General features: G+C 69.6%; 19 protein-coding genes. 15 read left to right on the forward strand and 4 right to left on the reverse strand.

Annotated features, from left to right (window positions below; all coding sequences use genetic code 11):
- The first annotated feature begins 104 nt into the window (after window positions 1-104).
- Together groES and groL are read left to right on the forward strand one after the other, a co-directional pair.
- Window positions 105-398 (forward strand): co-chaperone GroES, encoded by a 294-nt coding sequence (gene groES, locus ACZ1DY_RS04360; RefSeq protein ID WP_009072407.1) that lies wholly within the window; start codon window positions 105-107, stop codon window positions 396-398.
- A 100-nt stretch (window positions 399-498) separates the two neighbouring features.
- Entirely contained in the window at window positions 499-2112 is a 1614-nt protein-coding gene (gene groL, locus ACZ1DY_RS04365; RefSeq protein WP_126736616.1) for a chaperonin GroEL, read from the forward strand.
- Window positions 2113-2421: 309 nt separating this feature from the next.
- On the opposite strand, the gene ACZ1DY_RS04370 is transcribed toward groL, so the two are convergent.
- A complete protein-coding gene (locus tag ACZ1DY_RS04370) occupies window positions 2422-2742 on the reverse strand; it encodes a WhiB family transcriptional regulator (protein ID WP_126736617.1) in 321 nt (106 codons plus the stop codon).
- A gap of 230 nt (window positions 2743-2972) precedes the next feature.
- Here ACZ1DY_RS04370 and ACZ1DY_RS04375 point away from each other — a divergent pair, with 230 nt between their 5' ends.
- The 5 genes from ACZ1DY_RS04375 to ACZ1DY_RS04395 all read left to right on the forward strand — a co-directional run bounded on the left by ACZ1DY_RS04375 (window position 2973) and on the right by ACZ1DY_RS04395 (window position 7368).
- Window positions 2973-3887 carry a MerR family transcriptional regulator gene (locus ACZ1DY_RS04375; RefSeq protein ID WP_465485821.1) on the forward strand — a complete coding sequence of 305 codons (915 nt, stop codon included), beginning with the start codon at window positions 2973-2975 and terminating at the stop codon, window positions 3885-3887.
- A 9-nt stretch (window positions 3888-3896) separates the two neighbouring features.
- The gene (locus tag ACZ1DY_RS04380; RefSeq protein ID WP_257489230.1) at window positions 3897-4733 is read left to right on the forward strand and encodes a hypothetical protein; all 837 of its coding nucleotides are present in this window, start codon (window positions 3897-3899) and stop codon (window positions 4731-4733) included.
- Window positions 4734-4873: 140 nt separating this feature from the next.
- Complete coding sequence (locus tag ACZ1DY_RS04385; RefSeq protein ID WP_003073605.1) at window positions 4874-5470, forward strand: response regulator transcription factor; 597 nt, start codon at window positions 4874-4876, stop codon at window positions 5468-5470.
- 380 nt (window positions 5471-5850) lie between these two features.
- Window positions 5851-6423, forward strand: a complete 573-nt coding sequence (locus ACZ1DY_RS04390; RefSeq protein ID WP_026467317.1) for a sigma-70 family RNA polymerase sigma factor — start codon at window positions 5851-5853, stop codon at window positions 6421-6423.
- On the forward strand, window positions 6424-7368 hold the full coding sequence (locus ACZ1DY_RS04395) for an anti-sigma-D factor RsdA (protein ID WP_185927339.1): 945 nt from the start codon (window positions 6424-6426) through the stop codon (window positions 7366-7368).
- A gap of 110 nt (window positions 7369-7478) precedes the next feature.
- Here ACZ1DY_RS04395 and ACZ1DY_RS04400 read toward each other — a convergent pair whose 3' ends face one another.
- Complete coding sequence (locus tag ACZ1DY_RS04400; RefSeq protein ID WP_005166667.1) at window positions 7479-7865, reverse strand: DUF5319 domain-containing protein; 387 nt, start codon at window positions 7863-7865, stop codon at window positions 7479-7481.
- A 123-nt stretch (window positions 7866-7988) separates the two neighbouring features.
- Here ACZ1DY_RS04400 and guaB point away from each other — a divergent pair, with 123 nt between their 5' ends.
- The 3 genes from guaB (at window position 7989) to ACZ1DY_RS04415 (ending at window position 11336) form a co-directional block, all read left to right on the forward strand.
- A complete protein-coding gene (gene guaB, locus ACZ1DY_RS04405) occupies window positions 7989-9500 on the forward strand; it encodes an IMP dehydrogenase (RefSeq protein ID WP_126736620.1) in 1512 nt (503 codons plus the stop codon).
- Between the two features lie 81 nt (window positions 9501-9581).
- A complete protein-coding gene (locus tag ACZ1DY_RS04410) occupies window positions 9582-10052 on the forward strand; it encodes a DUF3574 domain-containing protein (RefSeq protein WP_465483660.1) in 471 nt (156 codons plus the stop codon).
- Between the two features lie 150 nt (window positions 10053-10202).
- On the forward strand, window positions 10203-11336 hold the full coding sequence (locus ACZ1DY_RS04415) for a GuaB3 family IMP dehydrogenase-related protein (RefSeq protein ID WP_126736622.1): 1134 nt from the start codon (window positions 10203-10205) through the stop codon (window positions 11334-11336).
- 110 nt (window positions 11337-11446) lie between these two features.
- On the opposite strand, the gene ACZ1DY_RS04420 is transcribed toward ACZ1DY_RS04415, so the two are convergent.
- Window positions 11447-11842: a hypothetical protein gene (locus tag ACZ1DY_RS04420; protein WP_465483661.1), complete on the reverse strand. Its 396-nt coding sequence runs from the start codon at window positions 11840-11842 to the stop codon at window positions 11447-11449.
- Between the two features lie 102 nt (window positions 11843-11944).
- Between ACZ1DY_RS04420 and ACZ1DY_RS04425 the strand changes: the two genes are divergently transcribed.
- Both ACZ1DY_RS04425 and ACZ1DY_RS04430 read left to right on the forward strand, forming a co-directional pair.
- Window positions 11945-13651 (forward strand): GMC oxidoreductase, encoded by a 1707-nt coding sequence (locus tag ACZ1DY_RS04425; protein WP_465483662.1) that lies wholly within the window; start codon window positions 11945-11947, stop codon window positions 13649-13651.
- Window positions 13652-13660: 9 nt separating this feature from the next.
- Complete coding sequence (locus ACZ1DY_RS04430) at window positions 13661-14383, forward strand: maleylpyruvate isomerase N-terminal domain-containing protein (protein ID WP_465483663.1); 723 nt, start codon at window positions 13661-13663, stop codon at window positions 14381-14383.
- A 19-nt stretch (window positions 14384-14402) separates the two neighbouring features.
- Here the strand turns inward: ACZ1DY_RS04430 and ACZ1DY_RS04435 are convergent, their stop codons facing one another.
- Window positions 14403-15386 carry an ABC transporter substrate-binding protein gene (locus ACZ1DY_RS04435; RefSeq protein ID WP_465483664.1) on the reverse strand — a complete coding sequence of 328 codons (984 nt, stop codon included), beginning with the start codon at window positions 15384-15386 and terminating at the stop codon, window positions 14403-14405.
- A 53-nt stretch (window positions 15387-15439) separates the two neighbouring features.
- Between ACZ1DY_RS04435 and ACZ1DY_RS04440 the strand changes: the two genes are divergently transcribed.
- The 3 genes from ACZ1DY_RS04440 to ACZ1DY_RS04450 are packed head-to-tail and all read left to right on the forward strand — an operon-like array spanning window position 15440 to window position 18293.
- Window positions 15440-16447: a FecCD family ABC transporter permease gene (locus ACZ1DY_RS04440; RefSeq protein WP_233620414.1), complete on the forward strand. Its 1008-nt coding sequence runs from the start codon at window positions 15440-15442 to the stop codon at window positions 16445-16447.
- Entirely contained in the window at window positions 16444-17502 is a 1059-nt protein-coding gene (locus ACZ1DY_RS04445; protein ID WP_257489224.1) for a FecCD family ABC transporter permease, read from the forward strand. Before ACZ1DY_RS04440 ends, ACZ1DY_RS04445 begins: the two co-directional genes overlap by 4 nt.
- Entirely contained in the window at window positions 17499-18293 is a 795-nt protein-coding gene (locus ACZ1DY_RS04450) for an ABC transporter ATP-binding protein (protein WP_126736626.1), read from the forward strand. The genes ACZ1DY_RS04445 and ACZ1DY_RS04450 overlap by 4 nt, the downstream gene beginning before the upstream one ends.
- Window positions 18294-18323: the final 30 nt, after the last annotated feature.

Raw genomic sequence — 18323 nt, forward strand, 5'->3', positions numbered from 1 at the left:
GCTAATTGCACGGCCCGAACACGCCCCGGCACCCGCGACGGCGGGGGTGGTAGGAGCCGTAACTAATCCTGCCAACGCTTTCGACGACCGTGGAGGTCAACCCGGTGAGCGTGAACATCAAGCCGCTCGAGGACAAGATCGTTGTCCAGACGAGTGAGGCCGAGGAGACGACCGCTTCCGGCCTCGTCATCCCCGACACCGCCAAGGAGAAGCCCCAGGAGGGCAAGGTTCTGGCCGTGGGCCCGGGCCGCATCGACGACAAGGGCAACCGCGTTCCGCTGGACGTGGCTGTCGGCGACGTCGTCATCTACTCCAAGTACGGCGGCACCGAAGTGAAGTACAACGGTGAGGACTACTTGATCCTTTCCGCTCGCGACGTGCTGGCCGTCATCAACTGACGTCCGCTCTCAGCGCATGACGCCCCGGGCCCCGCATTGCCGGGGAACGGGGCGTTCGTGTTTTCCGAGCTTTAGAACTGGAAGGTAAGCGGAACAGGCCATGCCCAAGCAGATCAGTTTCGACGAGGACGCTCGTCGCGCGCTCGAGCGCGGGGTGAACAAGCTCGCCGACGCGGTCAAGGTCACCCTCGGCCCGCGCGGACGCCACGTCGTGCTCGACAAGAAGTTCGGTGGCCCGACCATCACCCTCGACGGCGTCACCGTCGCTCGTGAGATCGAGCTCGACGACGCGTTCGAGAACCTCGGCGCCCAGCTCGCCAAGAGCGTCGCCACCAAGACCAACGACGTCGCCGGTGACGGCACCACGACCGCGACCGTGCTCGCGCAGTCGCTGGTGAAGGTCGGCCTGCGCAACGTCGCCGCCGGTGCCAACCCGACCGCCGTCGGCCGTGGCATCGAGGCCGCCGCGGAGAAGGTCATCGCGGTCCTCAAGGAGAAGGCGACCCCGGTCAAGGGTCGCGACAACATCGCCCAGGTCGGCACCGTCACCTCCCGTGACGCGGCCATCGGCGCCCTGCTCGGCGAGGCCGTCGAGCGGGTCGGCGAAGACGGTGTCATCACGATCGAGGAGTCGTCCACGCTGGCGACCGAGCTCGTGATCACCGAGGGTGTGCAGTTCGACAAGGGTTTCCTGTCGGCGCACTTCGCGACCAACCCGGAGGAGCAGAAGGCGATCCTCGAGGACGCCTACATCCTGCTGGTCCGCGAGAAGATCTCGGCCCTGGCCGACCTGCTCCCGGTGCTGGAGAAGGTCGTCGAGGCCAAGAAGCCGCTGCTGATCATCGCCGAGGACGTCGACGGCGAAGCGCTGTCGACCCTCGTCGTGAACTCGCTGCGCAAGACGATCACCGCCGTCGCGGTCAAGGCGCCGTTCTTCGGTGACCGCCGCAAGGCGTTCCTGGACGACCTCGCGGTCGTCACCGGCGGCGAGGTCATCTCGGCCGAGATCGGGCACAAGCTGTCCGAGACCACGCTGGCCCAGCTGGGCAACGCGCGCCGGATCGTCGTCACCAAGGACGACACCACGCTCGTCGATGGTGCCGGCACCAAGGACGACATCGCCGCGCGCGTCGCGCAGATCCGCAAGGAGATCGAGAACACCGACTCCGACTGGGACCGCGAGAAGCTGCAGGAGCGGCTGGCGAAGCTCGGCGGCGGTGTCGCCGTGATCAAGGTCGGCGCGGCCACCGAGACCGAGCTGAACGAGCGCAAGCACCGCATCGAGGACGCCGTGGCTTCGACCAAGGCGGCCGTCGAAGAGGGCATCCTGCCCGGCGGTGGCTCGGCGCTGGTGCACGCGGTCAAGGAGCTCGAAGGCGACCTCGGCCTCGAGGGCGACGAAGCGACCGGTGTCCGTATCGTCCGCGACGCGCTGTCCGCCCCGCTGTTCTGGATCGCGACCAACGCGGGCCACGAGGGCGCGGTCATCGTGAACAAGGTCCAGGAGCAGAGCTGGGGGCACGGCTTCAACGCCGCCACCGGTGAGCTCACCGACCTGCTGGCCGCCGGCATCGTCGACCCGGTCAAGGTGACCCGGTCCGCGGTGGCGAACGCCGCTTCCATCGCCCGGCTCGTGCTCACGACGGAGAGCTCCATCGTCGAGAAGCCGGTCGAGGAGGAGCCCGCCGCGGCCGGTCACGGCCACGCGCACTAGTTCCACCCCTGAAGCGGGGCGGTACTCCATCCGGAGTGCCGCCCCGTTTTGCTGCGCCGCCCGACCTGCGTTTAGCCCCCTAATCGCGATCTGCCGCCCGACCTGCGTTTAGCGGGCTAAACGCGATCCGAGAGCGGGAGCGGCGGCCGGGGCGGACCTGCGGTTAGCGGGCTAAACGCGATCCGGGTGGCGCGGGTGCCCACGCCCGCCGACCTGCGTTTAGCCCCCTAATCGCGATCCGGTGCCGGAGACGCGGAAGGGCGGCACCCCACCCGGATGCCGCCCTTCCGCGTCGCCGACTCGGCCGGATCAGCCGTTCGACATGCTCAATTGGCGCTTGTCCGCCTTGATGATGTGCTCGCGTTCCGACTCCGACAGCCCGCCCCAGATCCCGTACGGCTCGTGCACGGCGAGCGCGTGGCTCCGGCACATGGCCAGTACCGGGCAGGCCAGGCACACGGCTTTGGCCCTCGCCTCGCGGCGGGCTCTGGCAGGCCCGCGCTCGCCGTCAGGGTGAAAGAAGGACGCGCTGTCCATGCCTCGGCACGACCCTTCGAGCTGCCAGTCCCATACATCCGCGTTGGGCCCCGGGAGCCTGCGTGTGTCCGCCATCCTGACCGCCTCCGTCATCCGGTCGAAGCGTTTACCTGCTCTGCTGCGCTGCGGATACTCCATTCGGTGCAACGGCGGTAACGTTAGAAGCGCGCCAATACTTGTTCAAGAGATTCAAGACGATTCAGCCGTTAGGCATCCCCCGGATGTGTGAGCGGTACTTTCCGTTCCGGTTGCCGCCGTCCCGGGCTGCCTGGATATTGGGTCGAGTGGGATCTCGGATCAGCAGTGAAGAACCCACCCTGCCGGTGGCCTCGGTCGCTCGTCGGCTCGGGGTCGCGCCGTCCACCCTGCGCACCTGGGACCGCAGATACGGCGTAGGACCGAGCCGCCACACCAACGGCCGTCATCGTCGCTACGGCAGCTCCGACATCGGCCGCCTCGAACTGATGCAGCGCGCGTTGCTTCGCGGCGCCTCGACGGCTGAAGCGGCGAAGTACGCGCTGGAGCAGATGCCCCGGACGGCGACGGAGCCGCCGGAGGCCGTCGTGGTCCAGGTTGAGGAGCGCGCCGCGGCGCCACCGGCCGAAGATCACGACGTTCCGTCCCGTCTCGCCAGGCGCTTGAGCACGGCCGCGCTCGCGATGGACTTCGGCGCGGTCCAGCGCATGCTCGCCGACACGATCCGCGAACTCGGCGTCCTGCCCGCGTGGACCGGCGTCATCTCGCCGGTCCTGACGGCGCTCGGCGCGCGCTGGCGCGGTGTCAGCGCCGGAGCGGAGGTCGAGTATCTGCTCGCCGAATGCGTGTACGCCGCCCTCGTCCGCGCGACGCCGGTGCTGCGCGAACCGCGTAACCAGCGCCCTGTCCTGCTGACCTGCGTCCCGGACGAGCGCGACAACCTGCCGATGTACGCGCTCGCCGCGGCGCTGGCGGGACGCCGGATCGGCGCCCAGCTGTTCGGGGCCTCCCTGCCCGCCGAAGTGCTCGCCGTGACCGTGCGCCGCAGCGTCCCGGCGGCGGTGGTGCTGTGGTCGGGACGGCGCGCGACGGCGGACCCTCGCCTGTTCGCCAGGGTGTCCCGAGGCCGTCAGCGCAGCAGGCTCTTCGCGTGCGGCCCCGGCTGGGATCCCGCGACCCTCCCGGACAAGATCGAACTGCTCGGCGAACTCACGACCGCCGCCGACCGGATCGAGCACGTTCTTGTCGGTGCGAGGCGATAGAAAGGACGCATGGAATCGTCCTTGCGGTCCGCCGCGTTCGGCGACGGCCTGCCGCCGAGCTCCTTCGCGGTGCCCGCGTCGCCTCGCGGAAGGTTGCTCGCCGCGATCGGGCTCGGCGCCCGCGGCCGGTACGCGGCGGCTGCCACGCTGCTGAACGATTTGCGCACGGGCAAGGATCCGGTGGTCGCGTCGCTGGCCGCGAGCACGCTGGCCTCGCATCGGCGGCAGCTGGGCGGGCACGCGGCGGCCCTCGTCCTCGACGGCGAGGCGCTCGCGCGGGTGATCTCGGAGCCGCGAGGCGAACCCGACCCCGACGGTCTGGACGCCGAGGGGGCGCGGGCGGACGCCCTCCTCGGCCTCGCGGCGGACAATCTGGGGCGCGGCAGGCTCGCCGCCGCCCGGCGGTTGCTCGCCCGTGCGGGCGCGCACACCGGTAGCTGGCGGACCCGGACGAGGGCGGGCTGGGTCGGCGCGGAAATCGAACTGGCGAGTAACATTTCCGCCGCGGCGATCGCACCTGCGGAAATGGCGTGGGAAACCGCGCGCGCCAGGGGTGCCTGCCGTCACGTCGTCAAATCACAGCTTGTACTCGCCGTGACGATCGCGAATGCCGGTTCCGCTGAGCGGGAGCGCGCGAAAGCGCTGGTCGAGAGCGCGCGCGAAACCGCCGAAAAATACGAATTCAATTCACTTCTGTGGGTGGCGTGCCTGGTCGGGGCGGACTTCGGGGCAGGACACGCCGATGAGTATCGATTCAGAGGGGCGGAAGTGTTGCACGCAGTGTTACGGCATGCGGATCCTTGCGGGAGGTGGCTCGCCCGGGAATCTCCGTGGGTACCGCTCTGATGGCGTCTAGCCTGTTGGAGGGCCCATTCCGGCAACCGGGCTAAGAACTTTCAAAAAAAGCCACCGGATCGTGTCAAGGTTCGGGCTAAAGCGTCCGATAGGGGAAGTGGAATGTCACCCGGCTGCAGGAAGGAAACCCCGTGACGACGGTCTTGATCTGCGACGACCGACGCAGTGTCCGCGAAGGGCTCACTCGAGTGATGTCCGCGGTCCCAGGGGTCAGTCGCATCGACTGCGTAGCGCACGGTGACGAGCTGCTGGCCCGGTACTCCCGTCAGCCGGTCGACGTCGTGCTGGTCGGTACCCAGCGCGCCGTCCCGACCGGCGTCGAAGCCACCCGGCGGCTCGTCTCGGCGAACCCCCAAGCGAACGTGATCGTGTTCGGCGCCCCGGACGACGCGGGCAGCATCGCCGCCGCCATCGCCGGCGGAGCCCGCGGCTACCTGCGCTGGGACGCCTCGCGTCCCGAGCTGGTCGCCGCACTGGCGCACACGCTCGCCAGCACCTCGGTGCCGGCGCCGCGTCAGCCGTCCGACCCCGGCGTCCAGCTCACCGAGCGAGAGCTTCAGGTGCTTCGCGGGATGAGCCAGGGCAAGAGCAACGGGCAGATCGGCCGCGAGCTGTATCTGTCCGAAGACACCGTGAAGACCCACGCGCGCCGCTTGTTCCGCAAGCTCGGCGTGCGAGACCGCGCTCAGGCGGTCGCCCACGGATTCCGTCGTGGGCTTGTTTCCTGACAACGCTTTCTTGATTTCAACGGCGAGATCGCACAACGGGTGACGAACGGGCCGGGGGTGTACCCCTGGCCCGTACCTGTGTTCCCTGTCACGCTTCGCGCTTTTGTGTTCACCGCTCGGGCACCCTGGCCCGAGCGAGTCCGCCTCCGGGCGGACCGTCGTACCCCACTGTGTTCCGGCTCGTCGGATTTCGGCCACGAGCGAAAGGGACCAGGAAGATCCGGGTTCAGCGCGCTCGCCGGCAGGCGGCGCGCCGATGACGGCCGTCAACGAAGGCGGCGAGCCCGAGCGGTACGGTAGCTGTCACCGGGTAGTGGATTCCGAAGTCACACGCCGGACTCTTTGCACGCCTATACGTAACACTGGGACTGTTGTCTGCGATGGCCAATGTGGGGGACGGACTGGATGAGCCGGTCGCCGCTGCTGTTGAGGGTGATCCTCAAGCGGTCGAGCGGTTGCTGGCGGCCATCCGTCCTTTGGTAGTGCGGTACTGCCGCGCTCGGGTTGGCAGGCAGGAGCGTTCGTTCGCTTCCGCAGACGACGTTGCTCAGGAGGTGTGTCTCGCGGTGCTCACGGCATTGCCTTCGTACCGTGATCAGGGCCGCCCGTTCCTGGCCTTCGTCTACGGGATCGCCCAGCACAAGGTGGCCGACGCGCATCGCGCCGCGGCCCGCAACCGCGCCGAACCGGTCGCCGAAGTCCCCGACGAGGTCGAGGGTGGCGTCGGTCCCGAGCAGCGTGCCCTTCAAGGCGAGCTGAACGAGCGCATGTCACAGCTGCTGCGTGTCCTTCCCGACAAACAGCGTGAGATCGTAGTCCTGCGGGTTGTCGTGGGATTGTCCGCCGAGGAGACGGCAGAGGCCGTGGGGTCCACCCCCGGCGCCGTCCGGGTGGCCCAGCATCGCGCCCTCGCGCGCCTACGTAAGGTTCTGGCCGCTGAGGAGGTGATCTGAGTGACCGATCGCGACCATCGGTTCTCCCCTGGGACCGATCGTGAACTGACGGCCTTCGAAAGAGGGCTGACGCCCTCGGAAGCCGAGTTCGCAGCCGATCTGTCGGCCGTCCAGGCCGACGACGCGCTGCTCGACGCTCTCGGTGGCTCGGATCCGAAGATGGCCGACGACCTCGGTGATCAAGAGCTCAACGCGCTGCTGCTGGCCTGGCGGCGCGACATCGACAGCGAGCCGCTCGCGGAACTCGTCGACGTCGACACCGCCGTCGTCACCGTGAAGACCGCCGCGCTCGCCCGCAAACACGGGGGAAGACGCCGGCTGCTGGTCCCGGTGGCCGCCGCCGCGGCCGTCCTGGCCATCGCCTTCGCCGGTACCGGTCTCGCCGCGAAGGACGCGCAGCCTGGTGACACGCTCTGGGGACTGACCAAGGTGCTTTACGCCGACCACGCCCGGTCGGTCGAGGCCGCCGCGGCGGCCAAACTCGATCTCGAGAAGGCCAACCTCGCGCTCGCCGGCGGGCGCCTCGACGACGCCCGCAAGGCGCTCGACGAAGCCCAGGCCGCGCTGAGCCAGGTGACCGACGAAGAGAACCGCGATCAACTGCTCGAACAGCACCGCCAGTTGAGTGCTCAGCTGCAGAACCCCGTGCAGCCCTTGCCGCCGGATCAGCAGCAGCCGACGCAGACCCCGGTCGCGACCACACCGCAGCCCACTCCGCAGCCGACCGCTCCGCCGACGTCGCTGCCCGGAGGCGGCAACCCCGGCACGAGTCTGCCGGGCACCACGACTCCCTCGCCGACTCCGCCGACCACGACCAGTGAGCCGCCACCGCCCACGACGTCCACGACGCCACCGGCCTCGGGCAACGACCCCGGTGGCTCGCGTAACGAGCCGTCGCCGGGCGCCGGAGCGCAGGCTCCTGGCGCGGTCGAGACGACGCAGTAGCACCCATCGAACGCCGAAGGGCCTGGTGAGATCCCTCTCACCAGGCCCTTCGTTGTCTCAAATCGCGTTTAGCCCGCTAAAGGCGATCGCCTTTAGCGGGCTAAACGCGATCAGTAGGCGCTTTCGTTGGCCGTGACGCCGTCCGCGAAGCCGCGGCAGTAGTCCCAGCTCACGTAGTCCCCGGGGTTCGGGTCGAACGCGGGCTCGTGCGGCCGCATGCGGCCGTCGGCGAGCAGCTGCTCGAGACTGGCGCGCAGCAGATGCCAGTCGTGGTAGTGGGGTTCGTCGCATTCACCGCAGTCGACCACGATCCCGCGCACCCCGCGCGGTTCGAGGAGCGCCTGGTAGACGGCGAGATCGGAGAGATCGGCCAGCAACTCGGTGCGTTCTTCGTCGCTGATCGGCTCGTCGAGCCGGTCGGCGTCGTCGATGAACGCGCGGGCCGGGTCGTCCGGGTCATCCGCGAACGGGTCTGGGGGCAACGCATCTTGCGGCACGCCTGCACGCTACCGGGCGCCCACCCGGGCCGGGCGGCCGCCCGGCCCGGATATCATGAGGGGCAGGCCCTCGCGTCGCCACAGCGACACGTACATCACCGCTAGGAAGGCCCTTCGCCTGCTATGACCAGCGACAGCGTCACCGCCCCCGTCCCGAGCAAGTTCGCCATGCTCGGGCTGACCTTCGACGACGTGCTGCTGCTGCCGGCCGAGTCCGATGTGGTGCCCAGTGCGGTCAGCACCCGCACCCGGCTCTCCCGCAACGTCACCCTGAACATCCCGCTGGTCTCCGCCGCCATGGACACCGTCACCGAAGGCCGGATGGCCATCGCGATGGCGCGCCAGGGCGGGATGGGCGTGCTGCAGCGCAACCTCCCGATCGACGACCAGGCGGCCGCCGTCGAGGTCGTGAAGCGCTCCGAAGCGGGCATGGTGACCGACCCGGTCACGTGCTCGCCCGAGGACACCCTCGCCGAGGTCGACGCCCTGTGCGCGCGGTTCCGGATCTCCGGTGTGCCGGTCACGGACGCCGCCGGCACGCTGGTGGGCATCATCACCAACCGCGACATGCGGTTCGAGGTCGACCACACCCGCGCGGTGCACGAGGTGATGACGAAGCCACCGCTGGTCACCGCGCAGGTCGGCGTCACCGCGGAGGCCGCGCTCGGGCTGCTGCGCCGCCACAAGATCGAGAAGCTGCCGATCGTCGACGGCGCGGGCAAGCTGCGCGGGCTGATCACGGTCAAGGACTTCGTCAAGACCGAGCAGTACCCCAACGCCTCCAAGGACACCAACGGCCGCCTGATCGTCGGTGCCGCCGTCGGCGTCGGACCGGACGGGCACAAGCGCGCGATGGCGCTGGCCGACGCCGGGGTCGACGTGCTGATGGTCGACACCGCGCACGGACACTCCCGCGCCGTCGTCGAGACCGTCGCGCTGCTGAAGAAGGAACTGGGCGACACCGTCGACATCGTCGGCGGCAACGTCGCGACCCGGGCCGGCGCGCAGGCGCTGGTGGACGCGGGCGCGGACGGGATCAAGGTCGGTGTCGGCCCCGGCTCGATCTGCACCACCCGCATCGTCGCCGGCGTCGGCGTGCCGCAGATCTCCGCGATCTACGAGGCCGACCAGGCCGCGCGCCCGGCCGGGATCCCGGTGATCGGCGACGGCGGCATCCAGTACTCGGGCGACATCGCGAAGGCGATCGCGTCCGGCGCGTCCACGGTGATGCTCGGCAGCCTGCTCGCGGGCACCGCCGAATCGCCCGGCGACCTGATCCTGGTCAACGGCAAGCAGTTCAAGACCTACCGCGGTATGGGCTCGCTGGGCGCCATGCAGTCGCGCGGGCAGGCGAAGTCCTACTCGAAGGACCGCTACGCCCAGGACGACGTGCTGAGCGAGGACAAGCTGGTCCCCGAGGGCATCGAGGGCCGGATCCCGTTCCGCGGGCCGCTGGCGAACGTCGTCCACCAGCTGGTGGGCGGGCTGCGGTCGGGTATGGGCTACGCGGGCGCGTCGACGATCCCCGAGCTGCAGGAGGCGCAGCTGGTGCGGATCACCGCGGCCGGGCTGAAGGAGAGCCACCCGCACGACATCACGATGACCGTCGAGGCGCCGAACTACACCACCCGTTAGTCCGCCCCTTAGGACACTTACCCATCCGGTTCCGTTCCCGGGAGACTTGGCCCGCTGATCAAGTCTCCTGGGAGGAACCCGATGTCTTTCACCTCGCGCCGGACCGCGCTCGCCGTCTTCGCCGCCGCTGCCCTCGGGCTCGGCGGCGGGGTGGCGGCTTCCGCCGTCCCCACCGCTTCCGCCGCGCCCTCCGCACCCGAGGCCGCCGCACTCCAGGCCTCGCCGGGCGAGCTGTGGAAGCGCACCGAGCTTTACTTCGGGACGACGAAGCCGGGCGGCGGGGAGCTGACCGACGCGGAGTTCACCGCGTTCACCGACAAGGCCGTCACGCCGAGGTTCCCGGACGGGTTCACCGAGCTGACCGGACGCGGCCAGTGGCGCGGTTCGGACGGCGTGATCTCGCGAGAGAAATCGAAGGTGATCGTCGTCGTGTACCCGTTCAGCGACCGCGACGCGAACCGCGAGATCGAGGAGATCCGGACCGACTACAAGAAGGCCTTCGCGCAGGAATCCGTCCTCCGGACCGACTCCGTGGAGAAGGTCTCCTTCTGACCCGAGCGCCTTTAGCGGGCTAAACGCGAAACGGGTGGGGCGAACGGGGCTGGTGTGACTTCCGGCCCGGTTCGGGTGCCCCGTGCGCAGGTCACCCACGCGGCCTAGCGACAATGGGGTGTAACGGTCGTCGGTGAGAAGGGACTTGACGTGCGGGATCTGGTCGAGATCGGCATGGGCCGCACCGCGCGGCGGGCGTATGACCTCGATGACGTGGAGATCGTGCCGTCGCGGCGCACCCGGTCGTCTTCGGTCGTGTCCACCGCCTGGCAGATCGACGCGTACCGGTTCGAACTGCCGCTGGTCACGCACCCCACCGACGCGATCGTGTCGCCGGGAACAGCGGTGGCCGTCGGCGAGCTCGGCGGGCTGGGCGTCCTCAACGCCGAAGGGTTGTGGGCGCGGCACCCGAACGTCGAGGACGCGATCTTCCGCCTCGTCCGGGCGGCCGAGGACACCGAGGACCCGACCGCGATCGTGCGTGAGCTGCAGGAACTGCACTCCGCCCCGATCCGGCTGGACCTGCTGACCGAGGCGATCAAGACCGTCCGCGAGTCCGGGGTCACCGTGGCCGCGCGGGTCAGCCCGCAGCACGCCGCGGAGCTGACGCCGGACCTGCTCGCGGCCGGCGTCGAGATCCTCGTCGTGCAGGGCACGATCATCTCGGCCGAGCACGTCCAGCGTGACGCCGAGCCGCTGGACCTTAAGGACTTCATCGGACGGCTCGACGTGCCGGTGATCGCGGGCGGCGTCAGCGACTACCGCACCGCGATGCACCTGATGCGCACCGGCGCGGCCGGCGTCATCGTCGGGCACGGGGCCAGCCGCGGTGTGACGAGCACCGACAGCGTGCTGGGGATCGGGACGCCGATGGCGACCGCGATCGTCGACGCCGCGGCCGCGCGGCGTGACTACCTCGACGAGACCGGTGGCCGGTACGTCCACGTGCTCGCCGACGGCGGGATGAGCACGTCCGGCGACATCGCCAAGGCCATCGCCTGCGGTGCCGACGCGGTCATGCTGGGCGCGCCGCTGGCCGCGTCGTCCGAGGCGCCGGGGCAGGGGCTCTACTGGACGTCGGCGGCCGCGCACCCGTCGCTGCCGCGTTCGCGCGTGGCGCTGGGGCCGGACTACGCCGTCGACCTGAAGACCCTGCTGTTCGGGCCGTCCTCGGACGCCGAGGGCGTCGTGAACCTCTTCGGCGCGCTTCGCCGCGCGATGGCGAAGACGGGCTACTCGGACCTGAAGGAGTTCCAGCGGGTGGGCCTGACCGTCCGCCGCTGACGCTCGCTCCCGGCCCGGATCGCGTTTAGCCCGCTAAACGCGATCCGGGCCGTTCGCGTCTCAGGAGTCACATCAACCCCACGCGTCCCTCCTGTGTCGCGTTTAGCCCGCTAAAGGCGCTCCGGTGGCCGCGGGCGGTAGTGGGCTGAGCCGAGCGCGCGGGCGATCTTCCGCTGGAGGTCTCGCAGGATCGGGAGGGTTTCGTCGTCCGCGAAGCCCGTGGTGGTCGACCAGTCCATCCCGGAGCCGAAGACGTCGCTGGCGAACACGATTTCGGTGGCGATGAGGGTCTTGCGCCATTCCGAGGCGCGTAGCGGTTCTTCGTCGGCCAGCGCCGCGCGCAACCTTCGCGCCTGTTCGAAAAGGTCGGGCACGTCCTCGAAGCCCATCGCGACGGCGAGCTCGTGGGTGCACGCGGCCGGTCCACCCCATTCCGCCAGGCCACAGCGCAGTACCGTGCGCTCGTCACGCGTCAGGTCGATCGCCACCAGGGCATCCGTATCCACCGGTCGATGATGCCCCAGCCACGTTCGTACATCCGGCTGGAAGGTAACCGGCCAGTAACTTACCTCTGGTCAGAAGGGGTGGCCGGGGTTACAGTCGAGGGTGTGACTGCGAGTAACACCACCACTGAAGACGACTTCGACTACGACGTGATCGTCGTCGGCTCCGGGTTCGGCGGCAGTGTCGCCGCCCTCCGCCTGACCGAGAAGGGCTACCGCGTCGCCGTCATCGAGGCGGGCCGCCGCTTCGCCGACGACGAGTTCGCGAAGACGTCCTGGGACCTTCGCCGCTACGTCTGGGCGCCGCAGGTCGGCTGCTTCGGCATCCAGCGCATCCACATGCTCAAGGACGTCATGGTGCTCGCCGGCGCGGGCGTCGGTGGCGGCTCGCTGGTCTACGCGAACACGCTGTACCGCCCGCTGAAGCCGTTCTACGTCGACCCGCAGTGGTCCCACATCACCGACTGGGAGTCCGAGCTCGGCCCGCACTACGACCAGGCCAGCCGCATGCTGGGCGTCGTCACCAACCCCAGCGTCACGCCGTCGGACGTGGTCATGAAGGGCGTCGCCGAGGACATGGGCGTGCCGGACTCGTACCACCCGACGCCCGTCGGCGTGTACTTCGGCAAGCCGGGGGAGCGCGCGGAAGACCCGTACTTCGGTGGCGCGGGCCCGGCGCGCACCGGCTGCACCGAATGCGGCGCCTGCATGACCGGCTGCCGCGTCGGCGCCAAGAACACGCTGGTCAAGAACTACCTCTACCTCGCGGAGAAGGACGGCGCGAAGGTCATCCCGCTCACCACCGTGAGCGCGATTAGCCCGCTAAACGCAGGTGGGTACGAGGTGAGCATCAAGAAGACCGGGACCACCTCGCGCAGGTTCCGGCACAAGCTCACCGCCGCGCAGGTGGTGCTCGCCGCGGGTACTTGGGGCACACAGAACCTGCTTCACAGCATGCGCGACACCGCCAAGCTGCCGAAGCTCTCACCGCGTCTCGGCGAGCTGACCCGCACCAACTCCGAGGCCATCATCGGCGCCGCCCGGACCTCGGTCGACGAGGCGCGGAACTTCAGCCGCGGCGTCGCGATCACCTCGTCGATCCACCCCGACGAGAACACGCATATCGAGCCCGTCCGATACGGCAAGGGCAGCAACGCGATGAGCCTGCTCCAGACCATCGCCACCGAAGGCGATTCAGCGGTCCCGCGCTGGCGTCAGGCCGTGAACTTCATGTTCAAGCACCCCGTCCAGACCGTGAAGCTGCTCAACGGCTACCGCTGGAGCGAGCGCACCGTGATCCTGCTGGTGATGCAGAGCCTCGACAACTCCATCACCACGTACACCAAACGCGGGCTCTTCGGCCGCCGCAAGTACACGTCCAAACAGGGCCACGGCGAGCCGAACCCGAGCTTCATCCCCGCCGGGCACGAGGCCAACCTCCGCACCGCCGAGCGGATCGGCGGCATGGCGGGCGGCACCTGGGGCGAGATCTTCGACATCCCGCTGACGGCACACTTCATCGGCGGCGCCCCGATCGGCACGGCGCCCGACAACGGCGTGATCGACCCGTACCACCGCGTCTTCAACTACCCTGGTCTGTCCATTGTGGATGGCTCGGCGATCACGGCGAACCTCGGCGTGAACCCCTCGCTGACCATCACCGCGCAGGCCGAGCGGGCCTTCTCGTTCTGGCCGAACAAGGGCGAACAGGACAGCAGGCCGCCGCAGGACTCGCCGTACACCCGCCTCGAGCCGATCGCCCCGAAGAACCCCGCGGTTCCGGCGGACGCGCCGGCGGCGCTTCGGCGGTAACTTGGGGGCGTGACAGCCTCCGAACGCGCACACGTCCTGCTGAACCGCGTCCGCACCCTGCACGAGGAATGGGCGCGGCTGGCGCGCGGGCTCGACGAGGAGGCCGTGCACGCCCCGAGCGGGTTGCCCGGCTGGACGCGGGCGCATCTGCTGTCCCACCTCGCGCGCAACGCCGACGGCTTGGTCAACCTCCTCACCTGGGCGAAGTCCGGGGTCGAGACCCCGATGTACGCCGGTGAGGCGGCCAGGGACGACGACATCGAGAAGGGTGCGTACCGGTCCGCCGGGGAGATCGCCGAAGACGTCGTCGCGTCCGCGGCGAGGTTCGCCGACGTCGCGTCGACCATGCCGGACGACGCGTGGCAGGTCCGCGTGCGCGCCCGGCAGGGACGCGAGATCCCGGCCGAGTTCGTGCTCTGGCTCCGGCTCTCGGAGACCGCGATCCACCTGGCGGACCTCGATCTCGGCTACGACTTCGCCCGCGTCGCCGAGCTGCTCGGCGCCGAGTTCGAGATCGTCGTCGGCAACGCCATCGGCATGTACGGCGGCGAATTGCCCGCGGTCCTGCTGGTCGCCGTCGGCGCAGACGGGACCCGGCACGAGTGGCGGATGGGCACCGGAGAGCCGGTCACGCTGACCGGCTCCCCGGGCGACGTCCTGGCGTGGATCACCGGCCGCAGCGATGGATCCACTTTGGACGGTACCGCGCCGCCGCTGCCGCATTGGCTGTGACGGCACGGTCCACAAAGGACTACGCGCGGAACGAGTCCACGCCGAACTGCTTGGCGATGTCGTCGAGCATGGCGTGCGCGCCCTGCAGGCTCACCGAGGTGAACCAGGTGGTGTCGTTGACGTCGATCTTCTTTCCCTTGAGGGTTCCCCAAAGCGGGTTCGACTGGAACTTCGTCATGGGGTTTTCGGCCTGCTTGGTCTCGTCGGTGTAGCTGGCGATGAAGATCGCCTCGGCATCGAGCTTCCCGATCTCTTCCTGGCTCAGGTCGTTGGAGATCTTCGCCTTGTTGTCCGGCTGGCCCGCGGGGCGCTGGATCCCGGCGTCGGCCATCACGCTCCCGGGGAACGACGCGGTGCTGTAGAGCCGCACCGTCGGCTCCCCTTCGATGAAGCGGACCACGGAGGCGGTCACCGGCTTGCCGAGCTTCGCCTTGACCGCGTCGCCGACCTTGCGGGCGCGCTCCTCGTAGGCCTTGATCTTCTGCTCCGCCAAGGCTTCCTTGCCCACCGCCTTGCCGAGCAGCCGGACGTTGTCCTTCCAGGTGGCCCCGGTGGTCTGGCTGAACACCGTGGGTGCGACCTTGCTGAACTCCGCGTAGAACTTCTCGTGCCGCACCTTCGCGGACACGATCAGCTCCGGCTTGATGTCGTACAGCTTCTCGATGTCCGGGCTCTCGAGCGCGCCGATCTCCTTGGCGCCCTCGGCGAACTTGCGGTCGTCGCCCAGGTAGTCCGGCAGCTTGTCGTAGTTGCGGTACTTCGTGTACGCCACGACCTTCGTTTCGAGCGCCAGTGCCGCGTCGACGTAGCTGGAGTCGAGCGCCGCGACGGTGGTGGGCTGCTTGTCGATCGTGGTCGACCCCATCACGTGGTCGACGGTCCGCGGGAATCCACTTTGGCCGGTGCCGGTGGAAGCGGATTCCTGTTCTGCGCCACCGCATGCGGAGAGTGCCAGGCAGGCGGTCACGGCGAGGGTGAGGACTGCGCGCCGGGGTGGGGTCATGGGTCACTCTTTCTGTGCGGTTAGGCTTTCCTAACCGGAGCATAGGATGGCGGATGTCCACAGTGGAAGTTCGTGTTGGAAAGGCGACAGCGGGCGCCCTGCTCGTCACCCTTCTGGCTGTGATCTGCGTCGCGAGCATCGCCCTCGGTGCGCGTTCGATTCCTTTGGGTGTCGTGTGGGACGCGATCTTCCATCCCACGGGTGTGCCGGATCACCTGATCGTCCGTTCGTTGCGGGTGCCGCGCACGCTCCTCGGCGTCCTCGCGGGGCTCGCGCTCGGCGCGGCCGGGGCGCTCATGCAGGGCCACACCCGTAACCCGCTCGCGGATCCCGGCCTGCTCGGCGTCACCCAAGGTGCGGCATTCGCGGTGGTGCTCGCCGTCGTCGTGCTGGGCATCGACGACCTGTACGCGTTCATCTGGTTCGGCTTCGCGGGCGCGCTGATCGCGAGCGCCGTCGTCTTCCTGCTCGGCGCGGTCGGTGGCCGCGGCGCCACACCGGTGACGCTCGCACTTGCCGGGGCCGCGGTGAGCGCCCTGCTCAACGGCGTCATCTCCGCGATCGTGCTCGGCGACGACCGCGGGATGGAGACCTACCGGTTCTGGCACGTCGGCTCGATCGCCGGCCGGGATCCCGCGATGATCGGCCAGATCGCCCCGTTCGTGGCCGCGGGCCTGCTCCTCGCGGTGATCAACACCCCGGGCATGAACACGCTCGCGCTCGGTGACGACGTCGCCGTCGCGCTCGGACGGCGGGTCGGCCGGACGCGGCTGCTCGGGGTCGCGGCGATCACGCTGCTGACCGGCGCGGCCGTCGCCGCCTGCGGCCCGATCGCGTTCCTCGGCCTGCTGGTCCCGCATTTCGCGCGGGCGATCAGCGGGCCCGACTACCGGTGGCTGGTGCCGTTCTCCGCCGTGCTCGGCGCGATCCTGCTGCTGGCGGCGGACCTGCTCGGCCGCGTCGTCGCCTCGGACAACCTGGAGGTCGGCATCATGCTGGCGGTGCTCGGCGTGCCGGTGTTCGTCCACCTCGTCCGCAAGAAGGGCCTGGCACGGATATGACGGCTCCCAAGGTGATCTCGCTCGGCCCGGCGGCCTGGACCGTCCGGCCGAGGACGCTCGCCGTCGTGCTCTTCGCGGCGGTCGCGCTGGTGCTGGTCGCGGCGCTGAACATCGGTATCGGCACCTCCCACATCGGCCTCGGCGACGTCCTGAAGACGCTGTTCGGCGGCGGCACCGCGCGGGAACGCGGGATCATCTTCGACCTGCGGATGCCGCGCACCCTGACCGCGATCGGGGTCGGCGCGGCACTCGGGTTGTCCGGCGCGCTGTTCCAGACCATCGCCAGGAACCCGCTGGCCAGCCCGGACATCCTCGGCATCACCTGGGGCGCGGGCGTCGGCGCGGTCGGCGTGATCGTCGCGGGCGGTACCGGTGGCCAGGTCAGCGGCCTGGCGAGCACGCTGGGCGTCCCGCTCGCCGGGCTGGCGGGCGGCGTGATCGCGGGGATCCTGCTGTACGCGCTTTCGTGGCGGCGCGGGATCGACGGCTACCGGCTCGTGCTGATCGGCATCGCGCTTTCGGCCGTCGGCTACAACCTCGTGTACTGGATGCTGACCATCGGAGACGTCGACAACGCCGCGCGGGCGACGACGTGGATCGTGGGCAGCCTCGCCGACGTCGGCTGGGAATCGGTCGCCCCGGTGCTGCTGGCGCTGGCCGTGCTCGCGCCGATCACGCTGATCGCCGGGCACACCATCGGCGGACTGCAGTTCGGCGACGACACCGCGCGCGGTCTCGGTATCCGGGTCGACGGCGCCCGCGCGACCCTGCTGCTGCTCGGCGCGGCCTTGGCCGCCGTCGCCACCGCGGCCGCGGGCCCGATCACCTTCGTCGCGCTGGCCACGCCGCAGATCGCCTTGCGGCTGGTCCGCTCGGCGCAGCCGCCGCTGTTCGGCTCGATGGTCCTCGGCGCGCTGCTGACCGTCGGCGCGGACTTCGTGGTGCGCGTGACGCCAGGTCTGTCCGGGCTGCCGGTCGGGGTGCTGACGGCGATCCTCGGCGCGCCGTACCTGATCTTCCTGTTCATCCGCAGCCGTAAGGAGGAGCGCGCGTGAACGCCAGACTGCGTGCCCGGGAATTGGAACTCGGCTACGGCGAAACGCCCGTCGTGACCGGGCTGGACCTCGACGTCCTCGACGGGACCGTCACCGCGATCATCGGGCCCAACGGCTGCGGCAAGTCGACCCTGCTGCGCGCGCTGGCGCGCTTGCTCAAGCCACGGCAGGGCGCGGTGCTGCTCGACGGCGAGCGCATCGACAAGCTGCCGACCCGCGAGGTCGCCAAGATCATCGGCCTGTTGCCGCAGACCCCGTCCGCGCCCGAGGGGCTGACCGTTTCCGATCTGGTGCGGCGAGGGCGGCATCCGCATCAGAGCTGGTACCGGCAATGGTCCTCCTCCGACGACGAGGCGATCGAGCGGGCGCTGCGGCTGACCGGGATGGAGGAGCACGCCGGCCGGGTCGTCGACCAGCTTTCCGGTGGGCAGCGGCAGCGGGCGTGGATCTCGATGACGCTGGCGCAGGAGACCGGCCTGCTCCTGCTGGACGAGCCGATCACGTATCTCGACCTGGCGCACCAGATCGACGTGCTGGACCTGGTGTACCGGCTGCACGAAGAACGCGGCACCACCGTGGTGATGGTGCTGCACGATCTGAATCTCGCCGCCCGCTACGCCGACAAGCTGGTCGCCATGCGCGGCGGCCGGATCGTCGCGCAGGGCCCGCCCGCCGAGGTGCTCACCGAGCCGCTACTCGAGGAGATCTTCGGTCTGACCGCGAAGGTCATGGCGGATCCGGTGTCCGGTACGCCCCTGGTCGTGCCGGTGAGCGCACACCTTCGGGGGTAAGGCCGCAACCTGCCCGTCGGCTGGGCGTCT

This window comes from Amycolatopsis sp. PSD-21, assembly GCF_055561455.1.

Excerpts from the sequence above, each read along its gene's own strand:
- groL (WP_126736616.1), top strand. The coding sequence starts at position 499 with ATGCCCAAGCAGATCAGTTTCGACGAGGACGCTCGTCGCGCGCTCGAG.
- ACZ1DY_RS04370 (WP_126736617.1), bottom strand. The coding sequence starts at position 2,742 with ATGACGGAGGCGGTCAGGATGGCGGACACACGCAGGCTCCCGGGGCCC.
- ACZ1DY_RS04380 (WP_257489230.1), top strand. The coding sequence starts at position 3,897 with ATGGAATCGTCCTTGCGGTCCGCCGCGTTCGGCGACGGCCTGCCGCCG.
- ACZ1DY_RS04390 (WP_026467317.1), top strand. The coding sequence starts at position 5,851 with ATGGCCAATGTGGGGGACGGACTGGATGAGCCGGTCGCCGCTGCTGTT.
- guaB (WP_126736620.1), top strand. The coding sequence starts at position 7,989 with ATGACCAGCGACAGCGTCACCGCCCCCGTCCCGAGCAAGTTCGCCATG.
- ACZ1DY_RS04410 (WP_465483660.1), top strand. The coding sequence starts at position 9,582 with ATGTCTTTCACCTCGCGCCGGACCGCGCTCGCCGTCTTCGCCGCCGCT.
- ACZ1DY_RS04435 (WP_465483664.1), bottom strand. The coding sequence starts at position 15,386 with ATGACCCCACCCCGGCGCGCAGTCCTCACCCTCGCCGTGACCGCCTGC.
- ACZ1DY_RS04440 (WP_233620414.1), top strand. The coding sequence starts at position 15,440 with ATGTCCACAGTGGAAGTTCGTGTTGGAAAGGCGACAGCGGGCGCCCTG.
- ACZ1DY_RS04445 (WP_257489224.1), top strand. The coding sequence starts at position 16,444 with ATGACGGCTCCCAAGGTGATCTCGCTCGGCCCGGCGGCCTGGACCGTC.